Source organism: Marinomonas aquimarina (assembly GCF_900089755.1).
In the GTDB taxonomy this organism is placed as follows: Bacteria; Pseudomonadota; Gammaproteobacteria; order Pseudomonadales; family Marinomonadaceae; genus Marinomonas; species Marinomonas aquimarina.
On the sequence record NZ_FLOC01000002.1, the window covers coordinates 247301 to 268869 of the forward strand.

Sequence of the window (21569 nt, forward strand, 5' to 3'; positions counted from 1 at the left end):
TCTTGGGTTCGTTTTTTTGGTTTAGTTTTGAATGGCTAAACGATTATAGGTCTTTACATAGACGTAGGGCATCATACATCGCAGCGTGAGTGTTACGCTGAGATACACAGTCACCTAGACGCCACAAGATCATGCCGTCGCCACTTTCAGAAAGAATTGGCTGTGGTTTGATGTCAAATAGTGCTTCAACATCAAGCTGACCTTTGTTACGAGACTCTTCTTTAAGAGCGTAGTATAGCTCTTCATTTGGACGAATGCCGTTTTCAACAACTACTTGGTCGACAACGCGCTCTTCGTGCTGACCTGTGTACTCGTTTTCAAGTACTGCTACTAGGTTGTCACCTTCACGGTAAACTTTCTCTAGTAGGAAGTCAGACGTCATTACTACTTCTTTCTCGTATAGAGAACGGTAGTAAGTTGGGAACGTTGTACCACCGATACCAACACCAGCTTTAATGTCGTCAGTTACGATTTCAACTAGTGAACCTTTAGATGCTAGGTAGTCAGCAGCAGACAAACCTGAGAATTCACAGATTGTGTCGTAGATAAGAACGTTCTTACCTGGCTCAACTTTACCGTTTAGGATGTCCCAGCTAGATACTACTAGGCCTTCCTCTGCACCCCATGCTGGGCTTTGGTCAATGTATGGACGACCACCGGTAGCCATCACACATACATCAGGCTTAAGGTCACGGATCATTTGCGCATCAGCATTTACGCCAGTACGAACTTCTACGCCTAGACGATCAAGTTCCATCACCAACCAACGAGTGATACCCGCGATTTGGTCACGCTGTGGTGCTTTCGCAGCGATTGTGATTTGACCACCAAGCTCGTCGTTACGCTCAAGCAATGTCACTTTGTGGCCACGCTCAGCTGCAACACGTGCCGCTTCCAGACCACCAGGGCCACCACCAACAACAACTACGTTGCGGATAGGTCCTTCAGTCTTCTCGATGATGTGAGGAAGACCCATGTATTCACGAGATGTTGCCGCGTTTTGGATACATAGAACGTCAAGACCTTGGTACTGACGGTCGATACAGTAGTTTGCACCAACACACTGACGGATTTGGTCAACTTGGTCGTTTTTGATTTTCGTGATCAAGTGTGGGTCAGCGATGTGTGCACGCGTCATACCAACAAAATCAACGTAACCAGCTTCGATGATACGCTTAGCTTGGTTAGGATCTTTGATGTTCTGAGCGTGGATAACTGGAACACTTACTACTTCTTTGATGCCTGCAGCCAAGTGTAGGAATGGCTCAGGTGGGTAGCTCATGTTTGGAATTACGTTTGCTAGAGTGTTGTGCGTGTCACAACCAGAACCTACTACACCAAAGTAGTCGATTAGGCCAGTGTCATCGTAGTACTTAGCAATTTGTTTCATGTCGTCGTGGTTTAGACCGTCTGGGTGGAACTCGTCACCCGTGATACGCATACCAACAACGAAGTCTGGACCTACTTCTGCACGAACGGCTTTAGCAACTTCTAGACCGAACTTCATACGACCTTCGAATGAACCACCCCATTCGTCAGTACGTTTGTTTACACGTGGAGACCAGAATTGGTCAATCATGTGTTGGTGTACTGCAGACAGCTCAACACCGTCTAGACCACCTTCTTTGGCACGACGCGCTGCTTGAGCGAAGTCGCCGATTACACGCCAGATTTCTTCCACTTCGATTGTTTTACAAGTCGCGCGGTGAACAGGCTCACGGATACCAGATGGAGACATTAGGTTAGGCCAGTTTTCACCGTCCCAACGTGAACGACGACCCATGTGAGAAATCTGGATCATGATCTTGCCGCCGTGCTTGTGCACTGCGTCAGCAAGATTTTGGAAGTGAGGAATAATGCGATCTGTCGATAGGTTGACAGAGCTCCACCAGCTTTGTGGACTGTCGATGGATACAACACTCGAACCACCACAGATACATAAACCACAACCGCCTTTCGCTTTCTCTTCGTAGTACTTAACATAGCGATCGGTAGTCATACCACCGTCGGTTGCGTAAACCTCTGCGTGAGCCGTACTTACGACACGGTTACGAATGGTTAATTTATTGATATTCAGTGGCTGAAACAGCACATCAAACTGGGACATAGTGGAACCCCGCCTTTTTTAAACGATAGACTGACAAATTTTAATAATAATTAAAGCGGTGTTACTTCGAAGTAACCCACATCACAACCTTCTTCGGCTGCACACTGCGTTTGTTCTGCTTTAGTACGAACAGATAGACCTTGCGCTTCCGCGATTTGATCCATTGCACCAGCAAACCAACCAGTAAACATGTAATCGATTTTACGATTTACTTTTTTACCGTGAATCTTTTCGTAGTGGTAAACGAACGCAGAATTTTCAAGACGTACTTTAGCAGTACCTTTCTCGATATCTAGCTCTTCAGTGATGAAGAAACCCCAACCACGTTGAGATAGACGTTTTAGGTAGTGGTGCCAAACATCAGCGCCAGAGATACCGTGACAAGCTGCCTCTTGCTCACACCAGAAGTAAGCAGATTTGTAGCCTGCTTTGTAAAGAATCTCTGCATAACGCTCTGCGCCGATCTCATCTTCGATACCCATATGGTTGTTTACGAAGAAGTGACGTGGAACGTAAAGCATTGGCAACGCATCCGTTGTCCATACGCCTGTTTCATCATCAACTACGATTGGCATTTCTGGAGCATGTGTACCCATTATTACACCTCAAATCTGTGAAAGCTTGGAACGCTTCGCGTTTCCTAAAAACCCTATTAAAACAAAGTTGAAGCCGATAGACTTTGCAGTTATCGACTTCAACTTCTCGCTATAAGCCGTTTTTCGGCATAAACGTAAAAAATTACTCGCCCCAAACCTCAGCAAGTAGGTTAACCCAGTTCTCACCCATGATCTTAAGAACTTGACGTTCTGTGAAACCATGGCGAAGAAGTGCTTCCGTCAAGTTAGGGAATTCACCTACTGTACGGATACCTTTCGGGTTAATAATCTCACCGAAGCGAGTTAGACGACGTGCATAACCTTTGTCGTGAGTCAAGTATTCGAAGAAATCTTCACCATGACCTTGAGTGAAGTCAGTACCGATACCGATCGCATCTTCACCTACGATGTTGTAAACATATTGGATTGCTTCAACATAGTCATCGACAGTAGCGTTAACGCCTGCACGTAGGAATGGAGTAAACATTGTCACACCAACGAAACCACCGTTATCTGCAATGAACTTTAACTCTTCATCAGAACGGTTACGTGGGTGTTCTTTCAGACCAGATGGCAGACAGTGTGAGTAAGCCACAGGCTTGCTTGATTCGATGATAACTTCTTTCGCTGTATTAGCACCTACATGAGATAGGTCACATAGCACACCAACGCGGTTCATTTCAGCAACGATCTCACGACCGAAACCAGACAGACCACCATCACGCTCGTAACAGCCAGTACCAACTAAGTTCTGCGTGTTGTAACACATCTGTGTAATACCAACACCTAGATCTTTTAAGATTTGTACGTAACCAATTTGATCTTCGTAAGGGTGAGCGTTTTGAAAGCCCATCATGACACCCGTTTTGCCTTCTGCTTTGGCACGGTGAATGTCTTTTGTGGTACGAACTTTAAGAAGTAGATCGCTGTTCTCATCGATCATCTTGTTCATATCAGCAATGTTTTGAACGGCACCTTCAAAATTTTCCCAGAACGACATTGTACAGTTCGCTGCAGTCAGCTTACCTTTAGCCATGTCTTCAAATAACTCGCGATTCCAGTTCGCACAAATCAAGCCATCAATCACAATAGCCTTATCATGTAATTCCGCTGCATTCATCGTTCTTTTTTCCTTTATATCAAATATAGGATTACGTGGAAGAAACACCTTCCGATGAGGTCAGTTTATGACTATGCATAAAACTATTAGTGGCTGGAAACGACTTTAGCCATACCAAAACCGACGTCAATTACGACACCACCCCCATCAGAATGGTATAAATAAGGGGTGCCGATAGGCCCCCTATGAAAGGATAGTCTAAATACCACTAAACACGGTATGAAGACACTATTTTTCTCAATTCAGATGCCTGCTTTTGCACCGTCACACTGGCCTGATTGGTCTGGTTTGCATCGTTACTAGTGGTCATCGCTTCATCACGAATAAAACGAATGCGCCCATCGATGGCCTCAGCCGTCGCCGCTTGCTGCTCCATTGCCGCCGCTATTTCTGTTGCTTTAGCAGACATACTACTGATCGATACCGTGATTTTACTTAACGCTGCACTGGCTTCGTTGGATTGCTCGACGGTTTGCTCCGCCTGCTGTTTACTCGCACTCATCACCACAACGGCTTCGTGGGCCCCTGCTTGCAGCTTGCTAATCATCTGCTGAATTTGTTCGGTCGATTCCTGTGTTCTTTGCGCCAAGGTACGAACTTCGTCCGCCACCACTGCAAAACCACGCCCCTGCTCACCCGCACGAGCCGCTTCAATCGCAGCATTTAAAGCCAGCAAATTTGTCTGATCAGCGATATCACGAATCACATCCAAGATACTCCCTACGTCTCCTGTTTGTGTTTCAAGCGATTGCAATGCATCCGCCGTTTTATCAACGCCCTGTGCCAAACGCGTTATAGATGCGGCATTATCAGCAACAATCGTTGAGACTTCCTGAGCATACTGATCCGACTCTTTGGCAGCACTTGCAGTTTCATCTGCCCCTTCTGCCACATAACGGATGGTACCTTGCATTTCTTCAATCGCACCAGCGATACCAAGCGTTTCATTTTGCAACGCCTCCATACCAGAGCGCGTTCGCTCTGAGGCCGCCAACATTTGCTCGCCAACACTTGCCAACTCCTGCGATTGCCCTTGAACCGTGCCCACCAGGGTATTTAAGCTGGCAATAAAGCGGTTAAAACTTTTCGCAACATCCGCCAATTCATCATCGCCCGTTTCATCCAAACGGAAGGTTAAGTCGCGAGCCCCTTGCGCGATATCATGCAATGAATGCTCAAGCTTACGAATATCCGGCAGCGTTTTTTGACGCAAACCAATCAGCAAACTGACCACTAAGATAGCGGATGCTAGCGCACTCCACATCACCACCGCTTCGGTTTCGTCTATGTTAGCAATGCTATTCGCCGAGTTGTTTTTTAAACGTTGCTCCAACACAACGGACACTTCATCCATGGTACCAGCCAATGCCATCGACGCCTCATCCAAGCCGCCAGCCCCCTTCATTAGCCGATTACCCGCTTCCGTTCCCTCATTAATGTAGGCAAGTGCCATGGTGTACCCGGATTGATACAGCTGATCGAGACTGCGTTGCAGCACGTCTACTTGATTACGGTATTCCGGCAGGTAAACAACCAACTGATCCAGACTTGCCTTGGCACCTTTAAGGCTTGCTTGCGCCTCAGGCAGCGCATCAGAGCCTCGCGTCGCCCCCATATCCGTCAAGAACTGCTGCACTTGAACCGTGTAGTAACGAGCATCTTTCATCACTCCCACAGCATTCGCCAACTTTACTTCTTCGTGTATGGCTTGCTTATTGATGGTCAGGCCATATTCGGTAATGGCATATAAAGCCACCAAGATAAATAAAATAGCGCCGATTACTAACCCGTATAAACGATTAATCGTCATCTTGATTCCTTACTATTTTTTTATATTCAATTCATTCCTCCATGTTATTAAAACCACTACGCAACATAAAAATTTATAATGTAATAATTTGTCCGCTCTATTCGCTGCATTTACAAAGCGTTAACGTAGCACCAGCGTCGGCTTTCGCCTATAATAGCGGCTCCCTGAAAAACCATGTTCGAGGCGTTTACTCAATGCAATTAACCAGCTTAAATGCGATTTCCCCGATCGACGGTCGTTACGGCTCTAAAACGAACGCGCTACGCCGCTCTGTTAGTGAGTACGGCCTACTACGTATGCGTGTTATCGTAGAAGTACGTTGGCTTCAAGCGCTCGCTGCGCACCCGCAAATTTCTGAAGTACCGGCACTAAGTGCTGAAGCAAATGCGATTCTTGATGATTTGGCCGCCAACTTCTCTGAAGCCGACGCGCAATCTATCAAAGACATCGAAAAAACCACCAACCACGACGTAAAAGCGGTTGAGTACTTCATCAAAGGCAAAATTGCAGACAACGCTGAGCTGGCAGCGGTCTCTGAATTCGTACACTTCGCTTGTACGTCTGAAGACATCAACAACCTTTCTCATGCATTGATGCTAAACGAAGCACTGGCTGAAGCCATTCTTCCTGAAATGAAAGCCGTTCTGACTGCGATTGAAGAATTGGCGATCGAACATGCAGACCAATCCATCCTATCTCGTACACACGGCCAAACTGCGTCGCCAAGTACGGTAGGTAAAGAAATGGCCAACGTAGCGGCTCGTCTTGCGCGTCAGATCAAGCAAGTGGAAGCCATTGAGTTCCTAGGCAAAATCAACGGTGCCGTAGGCAACTACAACGCTCACCTTTCTGCTTACCCACAAGTTGACTGGCAAGCTCACGCGGAGAAGTTTGTCACTTCTCTAGGTCTAACGTGGAACCCTTACACCACTCAGATCGAACCACACGACTACATCGCTGAACTTTACGATGCGATTTGCCGTTTCAACACGATCCTAATCGACTTTGACCGTGACGTTTGGGGCTACATCTCTCTAGGTTACTTCAAGCAGAAGACCATCGCTGGCGAAATCGGCTCTTCTACTATGCCCCATAAAGTTAACCCAATTGACTTCGAAAACTCAGAAGGTAACTTGGGCATCGCCAATGCGATCATGGGCCACCTGAGCGCGAAACTGCCAATCTCTCGCTGGCAGCGCGACCTAACTGACTCGACGGTTCTTCGTAACCTAGGTGTGGGTCTTGCACACAGCTTGATTGCTTACCAAGCGTCTTTAAAAGGCATCAGCAAACTAGAAATTAACGCTGTACGTCTAAACGAAGACCTAAATAGCTCTTGGGAAGTATTGGCTGAGCCAATCCAAACCGTGATGCGTCGCTACGGTATCGAAGCACCATACGAGAAGCTAAAAGAGCTAACTCGTGGCCGTACGATCAACCAAGAAATCATGCAAGAGTTTGTTGATAAGCTTGAGCTTCCTGAGCAAGCGAAAGAAGAGCTTAAAGCGCTTACTCCTTCAAACTACATTGGTAACGCCGTAGCCCAAGCGAAAGCTATTCGCGGCTAAGTTAGCAACCAATGCTATTTCTTATACACAAAGAGCCGTTTTATAACGGCTCTTTTTTTTGATGAGAATTTATTATGAATATCGATACGCCCCTAACCATTCTCGCTGGTATGAGTGCAAAAACGTTTTACCAAGAATACTGGCAGAAAAAACCTTTGCTGATTCGCGGTGGCGCAAAAGACATCGAACTGCCAATTAGTGCCGATGAGTTGGCCGGACTTGCCATGGAAGAAGAAGTCGAATCCCGTATCGTTATTGAACAAGGTGAAACACCTTGGCAATTACTACAGGGCCCGTTCGACGAAGCGACGTTTGCTGAGCTTCCAGAACAGGAATGGACACTACTGGTGCAAGCCGTGGATCATTGGGTACCTGAAGTACAAGCCCTGAAAGAACGTTTTAACTTCCTCCCTAGCTGGCGCGTTGATGATGTTATGGTGAGCTACGCAACTGAAGGCGGCAGCGTTGGCCCACATTATGACCAATACGATGTGTTTCTAGTGCAAATGGCCGGCAAACGCCGCTGGCAAGTATTGGCGCCAGAGCAATACCAAGATACTAACCTCGCCGACAGCAAGCTTCATATCCTCGATAACTTTGAAGTCGATCCAGAGCAGGATTACGAACTGGAAGCCGGAGATATTTTGTATTTGCCACCTAATTTTGCACACAATGGCCGTGCTCTGGATAACGAATGCATGACCTTCTCGGTTGGTTTTCGCGCACCATCCGTACAAGCTGCCCTACAAGGCCTGACCGACAAAGCTTGTGAAGAAATCAATGAAAAAAATCGCTTTGCCGCACCTGAGCCACTGGAGCGTGATCACCACGCGCAGATTCAAGCCAGCGACATTGATCACCTTAAGCAAAAGCTTCTTGAACTCATCGACTCTCCGACTTTGCTCGCCAACTGGCTAGGCGAAACCATGAGCGAAACGAAATACCCTGAATACAGTGTCCAGCTAAACGCGCAAGAGCTGGAAGAAACCTTTGCTCAAGCTCAGCACGGCGACACCTTTATTCGCCCCGGCGATGCGCGCCTTTGTTACTACCTAAATGAGGCTGAATCGAGCTGTACACTATACTGTAATGGCAACGCGCTTGAGCTGGATGCGGAATTGGTCGACTTTATTCAAGCCATCTGTGACCAAGAAGAGTTTGATTTCAGCGGTCTAGAAATCAATCAGCACCCACAATTGGCAGAAGCCCTACGCTTTCTTCTACAGCATCAAGCATTAGTCGCACTGCCCCACGAGGACGAATAACGGCATGAAAGTACTGACCTCTGATTGGAACAGCAGTAAAGCGCAACTGAGTTTTGTTCGACGCCAAGTGTTTATTCTGGAACTAGGTATTGATGAACAAGACGAGTGGGACGATAAAGATGAAGACGCGATTCATTTTGTCGCCTTTGGCACGACCGCGGTTCCAGTTGGCGTTTGCCGCTTAACTGAGGATGGCCAAATTAGCCGTTTAGCGGTCTTACCCAATTACCGCCAGCAAGGTAACGGCACTTTGCTATTGCGTAAAGCCATTCAAGTGGCGCGTGAGATGCAGATAAGGCAGGTGTACTTACATGCTATGGTCGATGTGCAGATCTTTTACCAAGCCCATGGTTTTAGCACAGATGGCAGAATCTTTATGCAAGCGGGCAAACCGCATGTAAAGATGGTGCGAGAGATCTAGCTAAGCCGCTAAATAAAGGCAAAAAAATAGGAGCCATTGGCTCCTATTTTTCTTTGTACTAACGATTAAACGATGGCGATTAGCTCAACGTCGAATACTAATACAGAGTGTGGCTTGATCAATGCACCAGCGCCTTGTGCGCCGTAAGCAAGCTCAGAAGGAATTGCGAAACGGTATTTCGCACCTTCTTTCATCAACTGAAGACCTTCAGTCCAACCGGCAATAACGCCAGCTAGAGGGAATTCGATTGGCTCGCCACGAGCGATTGAGCTGTCAAATACTTGACCGTCCACTAGACGACCTTCGTAGTGTACACGAACGTTTGAAGACGCTACTGGCTGGTTACCAGTACCTTCTTCGATTACTTCGTATTGCAGACCAGAAGCCGTTACCTGAACACCTTCACGTGCTTGGTTTTCAGCTAGGAAGGCTTCACCTGCCGCAACCGCTTCTGCTGCTGCCGCTTTAGATTTCGCTTCCATCTTTTCTTGAAGCTCAGCAAATGCCGCTTCAAGTTCTTCACCAGGAACTGCCATTGGCTGTTCGTTCAATGCATCTTTGATTGCTGCGAATAGGTGGTCTAGGGAAAGCTCACCTAGGTCGCTTCCACGAAGTTGATCACCGATCTGGCGACCGATTCCGTAAGCGATTTTCGCTTCGTTTGTGTCAAAAGACAGTTCAGACATGATGTAATCTCTTTAGTGTCGTGTAAATTCGGCGATTAGGATATCACAACCAAACCCCATTGCCGACCTTGGCAATTCAATCTTAATATAGACACCATAAATAGAAACAATTATCATTTAATAAAAATGAGAGGTGACTGTATGAGCCGATTGATCCAAACTTTAATCCTCCCAACCGAGCGCCAAAAGAAATGGCATAGCATCGCTTTTGTGAGCGCCATTTTAGCCATCACTGCACTGGGTTTTCTGGTCGATGGCTACGAAGACAGTATAAATTCCACTAATATACTCTAAGCCATCTGGAAAATTGATTTGCGTCACATCGTCGTAGTATGGAAGGATTAGACTAAGTAATCATCCTGATGAGGAGAATAGCGATGTTACCGAAAATCCGTACTATCTTGTACGCTTGCGATTTAGAGCCTAGAACTAATCAAACCATGGAAATGGTTTTAAACTTGGCCATTACAAACCAAGCCAATATTGTCTTGTTACACGTTCTAGAGCCAATCAGCGCTCAAGCAGCCAACATGATCAATAACTATATTTCTGATACTACGATCAAAGAAATGCGTGAAGAGTCCGATCGTTCAACATTGGAACGCATGCAAACCTACTTGGGCCAGTTTATGGAAGCCCATGCCGACGAAATCAGCCAACTACCGGTCTCACCTAAACTCGAACTAGCGCACGGCATTCCGTCAGAAATGATTGAAAAAGTTGCGGAGAAAACCGGTGCGGACATGATCGTTATGAACAGCCGTACACACAGCAAAATTGGCCAGATGGTGATCGGCTCTACGGCGAACAAAGTGGTTCACCACAGCCGTGTACCTGTGATGGTGGTACCCATTCTTAAGTAAATAGTACTGCCAATAGACTTGGATGCACAAAATACTGTATAAATAACCATATACATAGTTTTCCCTTTGTGCATCCATGATTCTTTATATTGCCGAAAAACCCAGCCTTGCTCGCGCCATTGCCAGCGCACTGCCGACGCCACAGAAAAAACACGATGGCTACATCGAACTCCCCAACGGTGACTGCGTCTCTTGGTGCATTGGTCACCTACTGGAATTGGCTGAACCACAAGACTACAACCCAGCCTTTAAGCAATGGAATTTAGACCACTTACCCATTATTCCAAATGAATGGCAGTGGAACCCTAAAGCCAACACCAAAAAGCAGTTGGGCGTTGTCAAAAAGCTGTTAAAAAATGCCAACCAGATTGTCCACGCAGGCGACCCTGATCGTGAAGGACAACTCTTGGTCGACGAGGTACTGCATTTTGCCAAGGTGCCAAAATACAAACTTGAACAAACCCAGCGCCTACTGATCAGCGACCTCACACCAGCCGCGGTAAAAAAAGCCCTAAATAAGTTACGTTCAAATAAAGAGTTTGCCGCGCTGTCTCGTTCTGCCCTAGCGCGATCAAGAGCGGATTGGCTGTACGGCATCAATCTCACTCGCGCCTACACCGTCAAAGGACGCCAAGCAGGCTATAATGGCGTTCTATCGGTTGGGCGAGTGCAAACCCCAGTCTTAGGCTTGGTCGTCAAACGCGACAAAGAGCGGGAAGAATTTGTGTCGAAAGATTACTTTCAGGTGGTCGCCCATCTAGAAACGGACACTCAGCCCTTCCAAGCCAAATGGCTTCCCAGTGAGGCCTGCGCTCCCTATCAAGATGAGGAAGGGCGTGTTTTAAGCCAAGCTCTGGCAGAAAACGTTGCCCGTCGCATCAGTGACAAACCCGCCACGGTGAAAGAGTTTAACAAGACTCCAAAAAAGCAGAATGCGCCACTGCCCTACAACCTTTCAGCGCTGCAAATCGATGCGGCGAAAGCCTTTGGCATGAATGCGCAAAAGGTATTAGACACCTGCCAAGCACTGTACGAGCGCCATCAGATGATCACCTATCCACGTTCTGATTGCCGCTACTTACCCACCGAGCAATTCTCTCAAGCCAATGGCATTGTCAGTAAACTAAAAGGCCTAGAACTCAACTTTCAAGCCGCTGCACAGCAGGCTGATCCTAGCCTAAAAAGCAAAGCTTGGAACGACAAACAAGTGGGCGCACACCACGCCATCATTCCGACTCAGCAATTAACGGCATTCAACAAGCTCAATAATGACGAAAAGAAAATCTTTGAGCTGGTTGCACGCCAGTACTTGCTGCAATTTATGCCAGCGTATGAGTACCTCGCCACCAAAATACTGGTCGAAATTGAAGGCGGACTGTTCAGTGCCCAGGGTGTCAGTATATTGAAGCAAGGCTGGAAAGCCCTGATGCCGCCCAGCAAGAAAGAAGAGCCCGTGTTGCCACAACTGGTGGTAGGGCAACAGCTTCATTGCCAACGCGGTGAAGTCTTGGCTAAGCAGACCACGCCACCTGACGCCTTTACCGATGCTACCCTGCTAGCGGCCATGACCGGCATTAGCCGTTTTGTCAGCGATAAAGCCATTAAGGCCATTTTGAAAGAAACCGATGGACTGGGTACTGAAGCCACTCGCGCCGGCATTATCGAGCTCCTGTTTAAACGCAGCTTTTTACAACGCGAAGGCAAACAAATCCATGCCACGGCCACTGGCCGTGCCTTGATTGAAGCACTACCGGAAAGTGCCACAGTCCCCGATATGACCGCAAAATGGGAAGCGATGCTCAATGATATTAGCCACAACGCACTCCCTTACCAGCAATTTATGGGGGAGCTTAGTCAAGCCCTTGAACAATTGATCAGCGGCGCACGCCAAGGGTCAATGAGCAACTTCGCCAACCTGCCTAAGGCCCCAGCGAAAACCCACTTTAAACGCAAGCGTCGCAGTAGCCAGAGCAGCTCGCAAACTCGCCCCAAGCGACGTACACCAAGCAAAGGCAAAGCAACCGGCTAGCCCAGCGCTAGCCACACCCCCACCCCCATCATTAAGGTGCCCGCAATACGGTTCATAATGCGCACGTTGCCGCTTTTCATCAGCAAAGAGCGCAAGGTACGGCCACCAGAGGCGTAAATCAGCAAACAACAAAACTCTAGCGTGAGAATGATGGCAATCAAACTCACTAGCTGCTTGGCAAGCGGTAGCTCAGGATGCAAAAAAGGCGGCAATAGCGCGACAAAGAAGGCCCACCCCTTAGGGTTGGCAATCGCCGTAATAAAGCCCTGGGAAATCAGCTCAGCAATGCTCGCTTGGCGTCCCTCAGCTTCAGCTTTGATGGCCATTTTGCCACGTGACAACCACATCTGCACACCAATGTAAGCGAGGTAGGCTCCCCCAACATACTTAAACAGAATAAACACGGTTGGGTAGTTTAACAGCAACGCTGCGACGCCCACCGCCGATAAGGTGGCCACCAGACCCACACCCGTGAGCTCACCGATCATCATCCACAGAGAACGTCGCACACCAATGGTCATCCCCAGCGTCATCGCCAAGGTCATACACATACCAGGTGTAATCGAGACAAAGAAGAAAGTTGGTACAAAAACGGAGAGTAAGCCCAAACTCATAGATGATACCCGCAGATAATGGTCAGAGCTCAAAAGTTGCCAGACATGAAGGCACTAGGCAATGGCAAACTGAGGGAATTAGAAGGAAGCCGTAGCAGAGATTAGAAGTGTTTCTTTTTCTGAAACTCCCCTTGCTCCATAAACTTTTGCCACTCATCGTCAAGCTCACCTTCCGCTTCCGAATCTTCTGCGGATTCTGCTTCAAGCTCAGCTTCACGCTGCTGCAGTTCAAGGTCATCGTTAATTTCTTGAATGGCATCTTGATACTTATTGATCAATTCCGCCGCTTCAGGGTTCTCTTCGATCGGTTTAAGTTGATTGATGGCTTCATTGTATTCGCTAATAGCGTCGTCCATTTTATGGGTCAAAAAGAACTGACGTGCTAAATAGTAATGATGGTCCGCGTTCACCTTATAGCGATACCAATTGATCAGCTCATCGAAATGGGCAAAGGCCTCATCATTAATTTGCTTATTGGATTTAGCGGACAGCAGATAACCATGAAAAGACTCAAATAGGCGCTTAAGCTCCATAATCTGAATTTCGTCTACCACCGGCTTAGCGCGACGTTTTTCATTGCTGCTTTGAAACTGAATCATCTCTTCGTTCAAGAAGCGACGACGACGGGACAAAGGCTCATCTGGCTGCACCGCTAACAGCTCATCACAGATAGCAATCAGGCGTTGGTAAAGCCATAAGCGCATGTCTTTAGGCTGATATTGGGCCGGCATTTCATCTAGGTAACGGCGCACCTGACGCAATTGGTTGTTGAGTAACGCCGCTTTGCGCAGGCGCTCAATCCGAGCTTGCTCTTTCAGTTGTAGGTAAATAGCAAACGCAATAAAGCCACCGATTGCCATCAGCAGTAGCGTTATAATAATTGCCGTCATAGGTTCTTTTCCGAAGCGACTATTCTTTTAATAATAGCTAAGCCATTAATTCCCTTATAGCAGAAGGACTTAGCCTGCTCTAGAACTTTTTCCAAATAATTCGTTTTCAACCCGCTGAATGGTATTGTTCAGTTTATTAATCACCGCTTCAGACTCATTAAAGGAAGCCACCTTCTCCATCTCCGCTAGGGCATGGCGTAGCTTTTCCAATGCGCTCGCCTTCTTATCTAATTCCAGGCTCGCCAGCGCTTCTTTCACCAGCAAATCGTGGTGTGCAAGACTAAAGGAAAAGCGGACCAGGGTCACTTGGTCTTTCGCGGTAGCCTTATCGACAAAGCCATTACTAACCAAGCCTCGCAGCAGTAAAGGGACGCTTTGTAAGCCTTGTTGGACTTGCGACAACTGCACATGAGTCTGCACCTTGTCATTAAGCGAAGCTTGTTGCCCATTCTTGAGCTCGTCTAGCAGCCTAATGTAACCCGGCAGCATATCTTCTAAATCCCTTGCCAATTTATATCGGCCCAACAAGCCAACACTTGAAATTAAATACTCCACTAAGATTTGCTTAGCCATCAATGGCAAGTAGCGATCCGTCAAGCAATTGAGCAAATCAACAATGCGATAACAGCGTCGGCTGAGCTGCTCCAGCTCTTGTCGCTGGCGCTCTTGCCGCTCTTTTTGGAAGCGTAATAACGCCACCAAGGTGACCACAACCACACATGCAATTGTGACCCCAACAATAATTGTCACCAGAAAACCAGTCAAACAAGACGCTCCGCTAATAGAATCAGCAAATTAGATAGCTAAGCATATAAAAAAACCGATCATGATGCATGATCGGTTTTTTAAAAAGCGTCAAACTGAGCTCAATTAAGCGACAGAAAAACCTAAAAGTGTGTAGAAGATGATCGCAGACAAAATCGCTGACGCTGGAACCGTGATGATCCAAGCTGCTGCGATGCGAAGCAGTGCCGAACGTTTAACCAGCTCTTTCTTGGTCGCTTTCTTCAAACTCTTACGCTCCTCCTTAGTGATCGGTGCAGATTGCAATGACTTCACTTCGCGTAGGATCGCACGCTTCTCTTCAACATCAGCCACTTTGAAACGCTCAACGAAGGCATGTGTTTCTTCTGCGCCTAGACCAGAGCTTGTAGAGTGCTTCTCGATTTGTGCCAGTTTCTTCTCGTAAGAAAGCTTCAAGTACTCACGTAGGAAGCCGACACCGAAGATACCACCCACTGCGATGTGAGTAGAACTCACCGGTAGGCCTAGTTGAGAGGCAATAATAACCGTGATCGCTGCCGCCATCGCCACACAGAAAGCACGTGTTTTGTCTAGCTCAGTGATTTCAGAGCCAACCGTACGAATCAGTTTTGGACCAAATAGTGCCAGACCGATCGCAATACCAAGACCACCCACTAGCATTACCCAAAGAGGGATAGAGGCTTTGGCAGAAACACCACCATGTAGCAACGCATCATTGATCGCAGCCAATGGACCAATCGCGTTGGCTACGTCGTTGGCACCGTGAGCAAAACTTAGCAAAGCGGCTGAGACAATCAACGGAATAGTAAACAAGCTGTTTACTGAATCTTTCTCGTTACCTGTCAAGGCATTCGCAGCACGATCAATCAATGGACGAACCACAAAGTAAGCCGTCATCGCCAAACCAAAACCAATGATCAGAGCGGTAATGATGTCTAGCTTCCAAATTTTCTTCAGACCCTTCATGGCCAAGTAGGTTGAGAAAGCCCAAACCATGATGGCAACTAGGATCGGGACAACTTTCTTTGCCGAGCCGATCATGTCGCTCTTATAGGTAATCGACTTCTTAATGTAAATTAAGAAGGTGGCGGCGATAATGCCCCCTAAAGCAGGTGAGATCACCCAACTAGCCACGATCGCGCCCACTTGCCCCCAGTTGGCAATATCCCAGCCACCAGCAGCAATACCAGCGCCCATTACGCCACCCACAATAGAGTGCGTTGTTGATACAGGAGCGCCTAGGTAAGTCGCAAGATTCAACCAAATCGCACCCGCTAACAGTGCCGCCATCATCACCCAGATGAAGGTCTCTACATCGGCAATAGCATTCGGGTTGATAATGCCTTTCTTAATAGTACCGACAACGCTACCACCTGCAATCAAGGCACCGGCTGCCTCAAAGACCGCCGCAATCAAGATCGCACCGACCATAGAAAGTGCTTTTGAGCCCACTGCAGGGCCAACGTTGTTTGCCACATCGTTGGCGCCGATATTCAGCGCCATGTAGGCACCAAAGGCTGCTGCAATGGCCAGAATAGAGACATTTGAAATGCCCTCACCATGGCTGTATGCGTAGTAACCTGCAATCACAACGAATGCGAGCGCAATCAGGATACGAACAATGTCACCACCGCGGGTAGTTTTTGTGTCTGAGCCGTAATTTGCTAGATCCATAAAAAGAGTCTTCTTAGGTAATTAAACAACACTGGTTGGCGACGTGCCTCACCACCCTTTTCCTGGGAGGTGCTTCCAGCGATTCAAATTAATCCATCAAAATTCATCAAATTGAAACGCGCGTCATTCTACACTTAGATCTTTTTTATAAAAACCCAATGCAGCCTGAAACTTGACACAATCTAGTGTTCAATCAGCAAACATTTCATTTGGGTGACATTTATATGACTTTAATGTTTCAACTTTGTTACAGGCACTGTCATATTTCAAAAATATCTTTTAGCACAAAAAAAAGGCTCCCGAAGGAGCCTAAAAAATAGAATTGGGGGGCCAATTCTCAGGGTAAAACTGTACGGCTTAGAAGAAGCCTAGAGGATTGATATCATAGCTCACCAACATGTTCTTAGTTTGTTGATAGTGATCTAGCATCATCTTATGAGTCTCACGACCAACGCCGGATTTCTTGTAGCCACCAAACGCCGCGTGCGCTGGGTACTGGTGATAACAGTTCATCCATACACGACCCGCCTGAATGCCCCGTCCCATGCGATAAGCAAGGTTGGTATCACGGGTCCAGACACCGGCACCTAGACCGAACTCTGTGTCGTTAGCGATCGCCAGCGCTTCCGCCTCATCTTTAAACGTTGTTACAGCGACAACCGGGCCAAAGATTTCCTCTTGGAACACGCGCATGTCGTTGGAGCCTTTCAGTAGCGTCGGCTTGATGTAGTAGCCATCATTAAAGCCGTCAATCACTTCAGAATCACCACCGACCAGCACCTCAGCACCTTCATCACGGCCGATCTGCAGGTAACTCATAATCTTATCGAATTGCTCTTGAGACGCCTGAGCACCGACCATGGTGTCTGTGTCCAGCGGGTTACCACGTTTGATCTGACCGATACGCTCGACCACCAATTTGATGAAGTCATCATAGATGTCTTCTTGAACCAGCAGACGTGATGGACAAGTACACACCTCACCTTGGTTGAAGAACGCTAGCACGGTGCCTTCGACACACTTACTGATGAACTCGTCTTCCGCGTTCATGATGTCTTTGAAGTAGATGTTAGGGGATTTGCCACCTAACTCAACCGTGGATGGAATGATGTTTTCCGCGGCACATTTCATGATGTGTGAGCCAACTGGAGTGGAACCAGTGAAAGCAATTTTTGCAATGCGCGTACTGGTGGCCAACGCTTGACCCGCCTCAGCACCGTAACCGTTAACGATGTTTAACACCCCAGCAGGCAGTAAATCTTTAATGAGGTCTGCCAACACGAGAATAGAAGCTGGCGTTTGTTCCGCTGGCTTTAAGATCACGCAGTTACCGGCGGCCAAGGCTGGCGCCAATTTCCAAGCCGCCATCAGCAACGGGAAGTTCCAAGGAATGATTTGACCAACAACACCTAGCGGCTCATGAAAGTGATAAGCGATGGTATTTTCATCAATTTCACCAATCGACCCTTCTTGAGCACGGACACAGCCAGCAAAGTAACGGAAATGGTCTGCTGCTAGCGGCACGTCTGCGGCGAGCGTTTCACGCACCGCTTTACCGTTGTCCCATGTTTCAGCCACCGCAAGCGCTTCCAGATTGGCCTCGATACGATCGGCAATTTTAAGCAGGATATTTGAACGAGCTTGAACGGATGTTTTCGCCCAAGCGTCTTTTGCTGCGTGAGCAGCGTCTAGGGCAAGATTGATATCTTCTGCGCTAGAACGAGGAATACGACAGAATGGTTTACCATCTACAGGACTTACGTTGTCAAAGTACTGACCTTTTACTGGAGCAACCCATTCGCCACCAATAAAGTTTTCATACTGTTCGTTGAAGCTGACAACACTGCCTTCAGAACCTGGTTTTGCATAGATCATACTGTTCACTCCGTTATTTTTGTTTTTTTAGCAACTTAACTACAGTCCATTCAATGTAGTCTGATGAAAACAACAGTTCTTGCCTGACAGTCTAAAAAAGTTGTCTGCCAGTCCATAAAAGTTGACCATGACCTATAATCTGGGGTAAAGATTAGACAACTCCACTCTGCACCATCATCCAACAAGAATTAAAGAGGTGTGTATGACTCATCACTTAACGAGCTTAGGGGTGCTACGACGCCCAACAGAGCTTGTTGAAAATCGCGTCTGCTTTGCCGGTCCTCAGGCCGAGCTGAGCATCTACGACACCTTCGAGCAAGCGGAGAAAGTCAGCCTAAAATCAGACTCTTTGCTCTACTGTGGCATGGTGACGGGGGCGAAAGTCATGCACACCAAAACCGCGCAAGACATTCCCTTTTTGCCTCATGAGTCCTTTATTCTGGCCCCCAAAGAAGAAGTCTTTATCGACTTCCCTGAGGCACAGTTGGAGCGTCCCACCACTTGCCTAACAGTCGAAATCTCTCAGGAACGTATCGCCCAGATTTGTGACCGTATGAACGACGTCACCAATATGAATGGGTTGGCGCCAATTGACCCGAATAAACCGCTGCACACATTACATACCCAAGGCACCCAACAAGTCATCGATCGCTTAGTCAGCGATTTTGTACAAAACGATCCGGATCGCGATCTACTAGTCGATTTTGGCGTCAGCGAGCTAGTGACACGCATACTGCGTCATCATGGCCGTGAAGCCTTGCTGAAGTTCACACAATTAATGCCCGATGCGAACGGCTTAACCCATGCTTTAAATTACATTGAAGCCAATCTAGCGATGCCATTAGAGATTGATTCGTTAAGCAAGCTGGCCTGCATGAGTCGCAGCCGCTTTTATCAAGAATTCAAGCGCCATCTAGGCTGTACCCCTAATGAATATCAACATCAGCGCCGCATGAATGTGGCACTGGAGTATTTAAAACAACGCCGTTCAGTCACAGAAGTGAGTATGGAACTTGGCTATCAAAGTTTGAGCCACTTTAGCCGTCGCTTTCACCAGCATTTTGGCGTTTCCCCGCGTCAAATCCAAAACCAAGTTAATTAATCCACGCCTCAATCCTAATTAAATGCCGTCCCCTAAGCAGCGGCCTTAGTGTTAGCAAAGGTTAGTTGATAAACTCTACTAACCTTTTCTCATTCTATAAAAGGATTGTCATGACGAGCACCCCTTCCTCATTGTTGCAGCAGCGTAACTTTGTGCATTTCTGGGTGGGCCAAATCGCCTCTTCCTTCGCTTTTCAAATGTTAACCGTCGGCATCGGCTGGCAGGTCTATGATTTAACCGATAGCGCTCTGGCATTGGGTTTAGTGGGCTTATTTCAGTTCATTCCACAACTGCTACTCACCTTGGTGGTCGGCCATGTGGCCGATCGTTACAACCGCCGCCTCATCTGTGTTTGCACACGACTGACGATGGCTTCTACGGTCGCCATTTTGGCCTATGGCAACCTCACAGACACCATTTCGGCGAATATGATCTATGCCTGTGCGGTGATGCTCGGCACAGCTCGTGCATTTGAAATGCCTGCCGGACAGGCGATATTACCCAACCTCATCCCAGCCGATTTATTATCCCGCGCCGTCAGCGCGATCGCCTCTGCCCGTGAAATTTCCGTGATTGCTGGTCCTGCGCTCGGTGGCCTCATCTATTTGCTCGGCGCCCCGACCCTCTACCTAACCAGCATGGCGTTCTTCCTGTTGTCCTGCTGCATTTTGTTTTTTCTGCACTACGATTATGTTGCCAAGGGCAAGCAGCCAGTAGATCTTGATCATCTGCTCGGCGGCTTACGCTTTATCAAAAACAACAAGCTGGTGTTGGGCTCGGTGTCGTTGGACATGTTTGCGGTACTACTAGGGGGCGCCACTGCTCTGCTACCGATTGTCGCTAAGGATATTTTACACACCGGACCTTGGGGGCTTGGCTTGCTACGCTGTGCGCCAGCACTGGGCGCTCTGTTGATGTCGATTTATTTGTCACGCCGGCCGCTGACCCACAGTGTCGGCAAAACCCTCTATGTCGCCGTCGCCGTGTTTGGTATGGCCACCATCGTATTTGGCCTATCTGAGCATTTGATACTCTCGATGGCGGCGCTGTTTGTTCTGGGAGCTTCCGATATGATCAGCGTAGTCATCCGTTCTACCCTAGTGCAGCTGCAAACCCCAGACGACATGCGTGGCCGTGTCAGCGCGGCTAATTCCATTTTTATAGGCAGTTCCAATCAACTGGGGGAATTTGAATCCGGCGCCACTGCAGCACTATTCGGGACGGTACCGGCCATAATATTGGGGGGCTTTGGCACCCTAGCGGTAGTCGGCTTATGGATGGTGCTGTTCCCAAGCTTGCTGCACCGCAACACGTTAGAGAATGAAGAGAAGTAATTAAGAGTTAAGCGGTTGCTTACGTCGCTGGGTGTGTTTCCAGCGTCGAGCGAGCATTTGATAAATTTCAGGCATAAAAAAAGCCGATCTAAATAGATCGGCTTTTTTAAATTTGGTGCGGAAGGAGAGACTCGAACTCTCACGCCGTGAAGCACTGGAACCTAAATCCAGCGTGTCTACCAATTCCACCACTCCCGCAAGGAATGACGCGTATTATAGAGATACGCTGCCTCTGGTCAAGAGGCTTTAGAAAATATTTTTCAGCCAAGCTTCTGAAAGAAACTCTTTGTGAAACAATGATTTATTTCAGGCAATAAAAAAGCCGATCTAAATAGATCGGCTTTTTTAATATGGTGCGGAAGGAGAGACTCGAACTCTCACGCCGTGAAGCACTGGAACCTAAATCCAGCGTGTCTACCAATTCCACCACTCCCGCAAAAGAGTGTTTTACATCCTGTGTAAGATGTCGGTTTAAGCAATTAAACCAATATATTGCTAGCAACCAAAGCCAGAAACGGATAACAATCAACGTCTTGGCAATAAAAAAGCCGATCTCTGATCAGCTTTTTTAAATTTGGTGCGGAAGGAGAGACTCGAACTCTCACGCCGTGAAGCACTGGAACCTAAATCCAGCGTGTCTACCAATTCCACCACTCCCGCAAGGAATGGAGCGTATTATAGAGATCCGCTTTCCATGGTCAAGGGTTTTATTTCAATTTTTTAATGTATCCATGAATATTTTTGCCATCGCCTTTTAGGCACACATTAGTAAACCAGCTAAACCTATCAGGTTTACTGACAAGTCCGATGCCCCGCCTTATAATGCCCGCTCAATTTCTGGAGACCTCTG

Annotated in this window: 17 protein-coding genes and 3 tRNA genes; 7 read left to right on the forward strand and 13 right to left on the reverse strand. The window is 47.6% G+C overall.

What is annotated here, in order from left to right; translation table 11 throughout:
• Nucleotides 1–43: 43 nt before the first annotated feature.
• The 4 genes from dgcA to MAQ5080_RS03200 all read right to left on the reverse strand — a co-directional run bounded on the left by dgcA (nt 44) and on the right by MAQ5080_RS03200 (nt 5633).
• Nucleotides 44–2107: a dimethylglycine demethylation protein DgcA gene (gene dgcA, locus MAQ5080_RS03185; RefSeq protein ID WP_067204956.1), complete on the reverse strand. Its 2064-nt coding sequence runs from the start codon at nt 2105–2107 to the stop codon at nt 44–46.
• Between the two features lie 50 nt (nt 2108–2157).
• Complete coding sequence (locus tag MAQ5080_RS03190; RefSeq protein WP_067204953.1) at nt 2158–2703, reverse strand: DUF5943 domain-containing protein; 546 nt, start codon at nt 2701–2703, stop codon at nt 2158–2160.
• A gap of 142 nt (nt 2704–2845) precedes the next feature.
• A complete protein-coding gene (locus MAQ5080_RS03195; RefSeq protein ID WP_067204950.1) occupies nt 2846–3823 on the reverse strand; it encodes a dipeptidase in 978 nt (325 codons plus the stop codon).
• A gap of 208 nt (nt 3824–4031) precedes the next feature.
• Complete coding sequence (locus MAQ5080_RS03200) at nt 4032–5633, reverse strand: methyl-accepting chemotaxis protein (protein ID WP_067204947.1); 1602 nt, start codon at nt 5631–5633, stop codon at nt 4032–4034.
• Nucleotides 5634–5827: 194 nt separating this feature from the next.
• On the opposite strand from MAQ5080_RS03200, the gene purB reads away from it, so the two are divergent.
• From purB to MAQ5080_RS03215, 3 genes are all read left to right on the forward strand, one after another.
• Nucleotides 5828–7201, forward strand: a complete 1374-nt coding sequence (gene purB, locus MAQ5080_RS03205) for an adenylosuccinate lyase (RefSeq protein ID WP_067204944.1) — start codon at nt 5828–5830, stop codon at nt 7199–7201.
• 74 nt (nt 7202–7275) lie between these two features.
• Nucleotides 7276–8466 (forward strand): cupin domain-containing protein, encoded by a 1191-nt coding sequence (locus tag MAQ5080_RS03210; RefSeq protein ID WP_067204942.1) that lies wholly within the window; start codon nt 7276–7278, stop codon nt 8464–8466.
• Between the two features lie 4 nt (nt 8467–8470).
• Nucleotides 8471–8887, forward strand: a complete 417-nt coding sequence (locus MAQ5080_RS03215; RefSeq protein WP_067204939.1) for a GNAT family N-acetyltransferase — start codon at nt 8471–8473, stop codon at nt 8885–8887.
• A 65-nt stretch (nt 8888–8952) separates the two neighbouring features.
• On the opposite strand, the gene bamJ is transcribed toward MAQ5080_RS03215, so the two are convergent.
• Nucleotides 8953–9573, reverse strand: coding sequence for a BamJ family beta-barrel-assembly machinery protein (gene bamJ / locus MAQ5080_RS03220; protein ID WP_067204935.1), 621 nt, complete (start codon nt 9571–9573; stop codon nt 8953–8955).
• A gap of 377 nt (nt 9574–9950) precedes the next feature.
• Between bamJ and MAQ5080_RS03225 the strand changes: the two genes are divergently transcribed.
• Together MAQ5080_RS03225 and MAQ5080_RS03230 are read left to right on the forward strand one after the other, a co-directional pair.
• Nucleotides 9951–10436 (forward strand): universal stress protein, encoded by a 486-nt coding sequence (locus tag MAQ5080_RS03225; RefSeq protein WP_067204932.1) that lies wholly within the window; start codon nt 9951–9953, stop codon nt 10434–10436.
• 76 nt (nt 10437–10512) lie between these two features.
• A complete protein-coding gene (locus tag MAQ5080_RS03230) occupies nt 10513–12465 on the forward strand; it encodes a DNA topoisomerase III (protein ID WP_067204928.1) in 1953 nt (650 codons plus the stop codon).
• Here the strand turns inward: MAQ5080_RS03230 and MAQ5080_RS03235 are convergent.
• The 5 genes from MAQ5080_RS03235 to exaC all read right to left on the reverse strand — a co-directional run bounded on the left by MAQ5080_RS03235 (nt 12462) and on the right by exaC (nt 18283).
• A complete protein-coding gene (locus tag MAQ5080_RS03235; protein ID WP_067204925.1) occupies nt 12462–13079 on the reverse strand; it encodes a LysE family translocator in 618 nt (205 codons plus the stop codon). The two genes, MAQ5080_RS03230 and MAQ5080_RS03235, sit on opposite strands and share 4 nt — an antisense overlap.
• A 101-nt stretch (nt 13080–13180) precedes the next feature.
• Nucleotides 13181–13969 (reverse strand): hypothetical protein, encoded by a 789-nt coding sequence (locus MAQ5080_RS03240; RefSeq protein WP_067204922.1) that lies wholly within the window; start codon nt 13967–13969, stop codon nt 13181–13183.
• 69 nt (nt 13970–14038) lie between these two features.
• The gene (locus MAQ5080_RS03245) at nt 14039–14734 is read right to left on the reverse strand and encodes a hypothetical protein (RefSeq protein ID WP_067204919.1); all 696 of its coding nucleotides are present in this window, start codon (nt 14732–14734) and stop codon (nt 14039–14041) included.
• Between the two features lie 105 nt (nt 14735–14839).
• Nucleotides 14840–16408: an inorganic phosphate transporter gene (locus tag MAQ5080_RS03250; protein WP_067204916.1), complete on the reverse strand. Its 1569-nt coding sequence runs from the start codon at nt 16406–16408 to the stop codon at nt 14840–14842.
• A gap of 357 nt (nt 16409–16765) precedes the next feature.
• The gene (gene exaC / locus MAQ5080_RS03255) at nt 16766–18283 is read right to left on the reverse strand and encodes an acetaldehyde dehydrogenase ExaC (protein ID WP_067204912.1); all 1518 of its coding nucleotides are present in this window, start codon (nt 18281–18283) and stop codon (nt 16766–16768) included.
• Nucleotides 18284–18485: 202 nt separating this feature from the next.
• Between exaC and MAQ5080_RS03260 the strand changes: the two genes are divergently transcribed.
• Entirely contained in the window at nt 18486–19385 is a 900-nt protein-coding gene (locus tag MAQ5080_RS03260; RefSeq protein WP_067204909.1) for a helix-turn-helix domain-containing protein, read from the forward strand.
• Nucleotides 19386–19495: 110 nt separating this feature from the next.
• A complete protein-coding gene (locus MAQ5080_RS03265) occupies nt 19496–20719 on the forward strand; it encodes an MFS transporter (RefSeq protein ID WP_067204906.1) in 1224 nt (407 codons plus the stop codon).
• Between the two features lie 113 nt (nt 20720–20832).
• On the opposite strand, the gene MAQ5080_RS03270 is transcribed toward MAQ5080_RS03265, so the two are convergent.
• The 3 genes from MAQ5080_RS03270 to MAQ5080_RS03280 form a co-directional block, all read right to left on the reverse strand.
• Nucleotides 20833–20917, reverse strand: a tRNA-Leu gene (locus MAQ5080_RS03270).
• A gap of 153 nt (nt 20918–21070) precedes the next feature.
• Nucleotides 21071–21155 (reverse strand) — tRNA-Leu (locus MAQ5080_RS03275).
• 139 nt (nt 21156–21294) lie between these two features.
• Nucleotides 21295–21379: transfer RNA gene (locus tag MAQ5080_RS03280), tRNA-Leu, on the reverse strand.
• Nucleotides 21380–21569: the final 190 nt, after the last annotated feature.

Bases quoted from the DNA above. Each gene is read 5' to 3' on its own strand.
- MAQ5080_RS03200 (WP_067204947.1), bottom strand. From the start codon at position 5,633: ATGACGATTAATCGTTTATACGGGTTAGTAATCGGCGCTATTTTATTT.
- bamJ (WP_067204935.1), bottom strand. From the start codon at position 9,573: ATGTCTGAACTGTCTTTTGACACAAACGAAGCGAAAATCGCTTACGGA.
- MAQ5080_RS03240 (WP_067204922.1), bottom strand. From the start codon at position 13,969: ATGACGGCAATTATTATAACGCTACTGCTGATGGCAATCGGTGGCTTT.
- purB (WP_067204944.1), top strand. From the start codon at position 5,828: ATGCAATTAACCAGCTTAAATGCGATTTCCCCGATCGACGGTCGTTAC.
- MAQ5080_RS03195 (WP_067204950.1), bottom strand. From the start codon at position 3,823: ATGAATGCAGCGGAATTACATGATAAGGCTATTGTGATTGATGGCTTG.
- MAQ5080_RS03210 (WP_067204942.1), top strand. From the start codon at position 7,276: ATGAATATCGATACGCCCCTAACCATTCTCGCTGGTATGAGTGCAAAA.
- dgcA (WP_067204956.1), bottom strand. From the start codon at position 2,107: ATGTCCCAGTTTGATGTGCTGTTTCAGCCACTGAATATCAATAAATTA.
- MAQ5080_RS03225 (WP_067204932.1), top strand. From the start codon at position 9,951: ATGTTACCGAAAATCCGTACTATCTTGTACGCTTGCGATTTAGAGCCT.
- MAQ5080_RS03230 (WP_067204928.1), top strand. From the start codon at position 10,513: ATGATTCTTTATATTGCCGAAAAACCCAGCCTTGCTCGCGCCATTGCC.
- MAQ5080_RS03235 (WP_067204925.1), bottom strand. From the start codon at position 13,079: ATGAGTTTGGGCTTACTCTCCGTTTTTGTACCAACTTTCTTCTTTGTC.
- MAQ5080_RS03250 (WP_067204916.1), bottom strand. From the start codon at position 16,408: ATGGATCTAGCAAATTACGGCTCAGACACAAAAACTACCCGCGGTGGT.
- MAQ5080_RS03260 (WP_067204909.1), top strand. From the start codon at position 18,486: ATGACTCATCACTTAACGAGCTTAGGGGTGCTACGACGCCCAACAGAG.
- exaC (WP_067204912.1), bottom strand. From the start codon at position 18,283: ATGATCTATGCAAAACCAGGTTCTGAAGGCAGTGTTGTCAGCTTCAAC.
- MAQ5080_RS03265 (WP_067204906.1), top strand. From the start codon at position 19,496: ATGACGAGCACCCCTTCCTCATTGTTGCAGCAGCGTAACTTTGTGCAT.
- MAQ5080_RS03190 (WP_067204953.1), bottom strand. From the start codon at position 2,703: ATGGGTACACATGCTCCAGAAATGCCAATCGTAGTTGATGATGAAACA.
- MAQ5080_RS03215 (WP_067204939.1), top strand. From the start codon at position 8,471: ATGAAAGTACTGACCTCTGATTGGAACAGCAGTAAAGCGCAACTGAGT.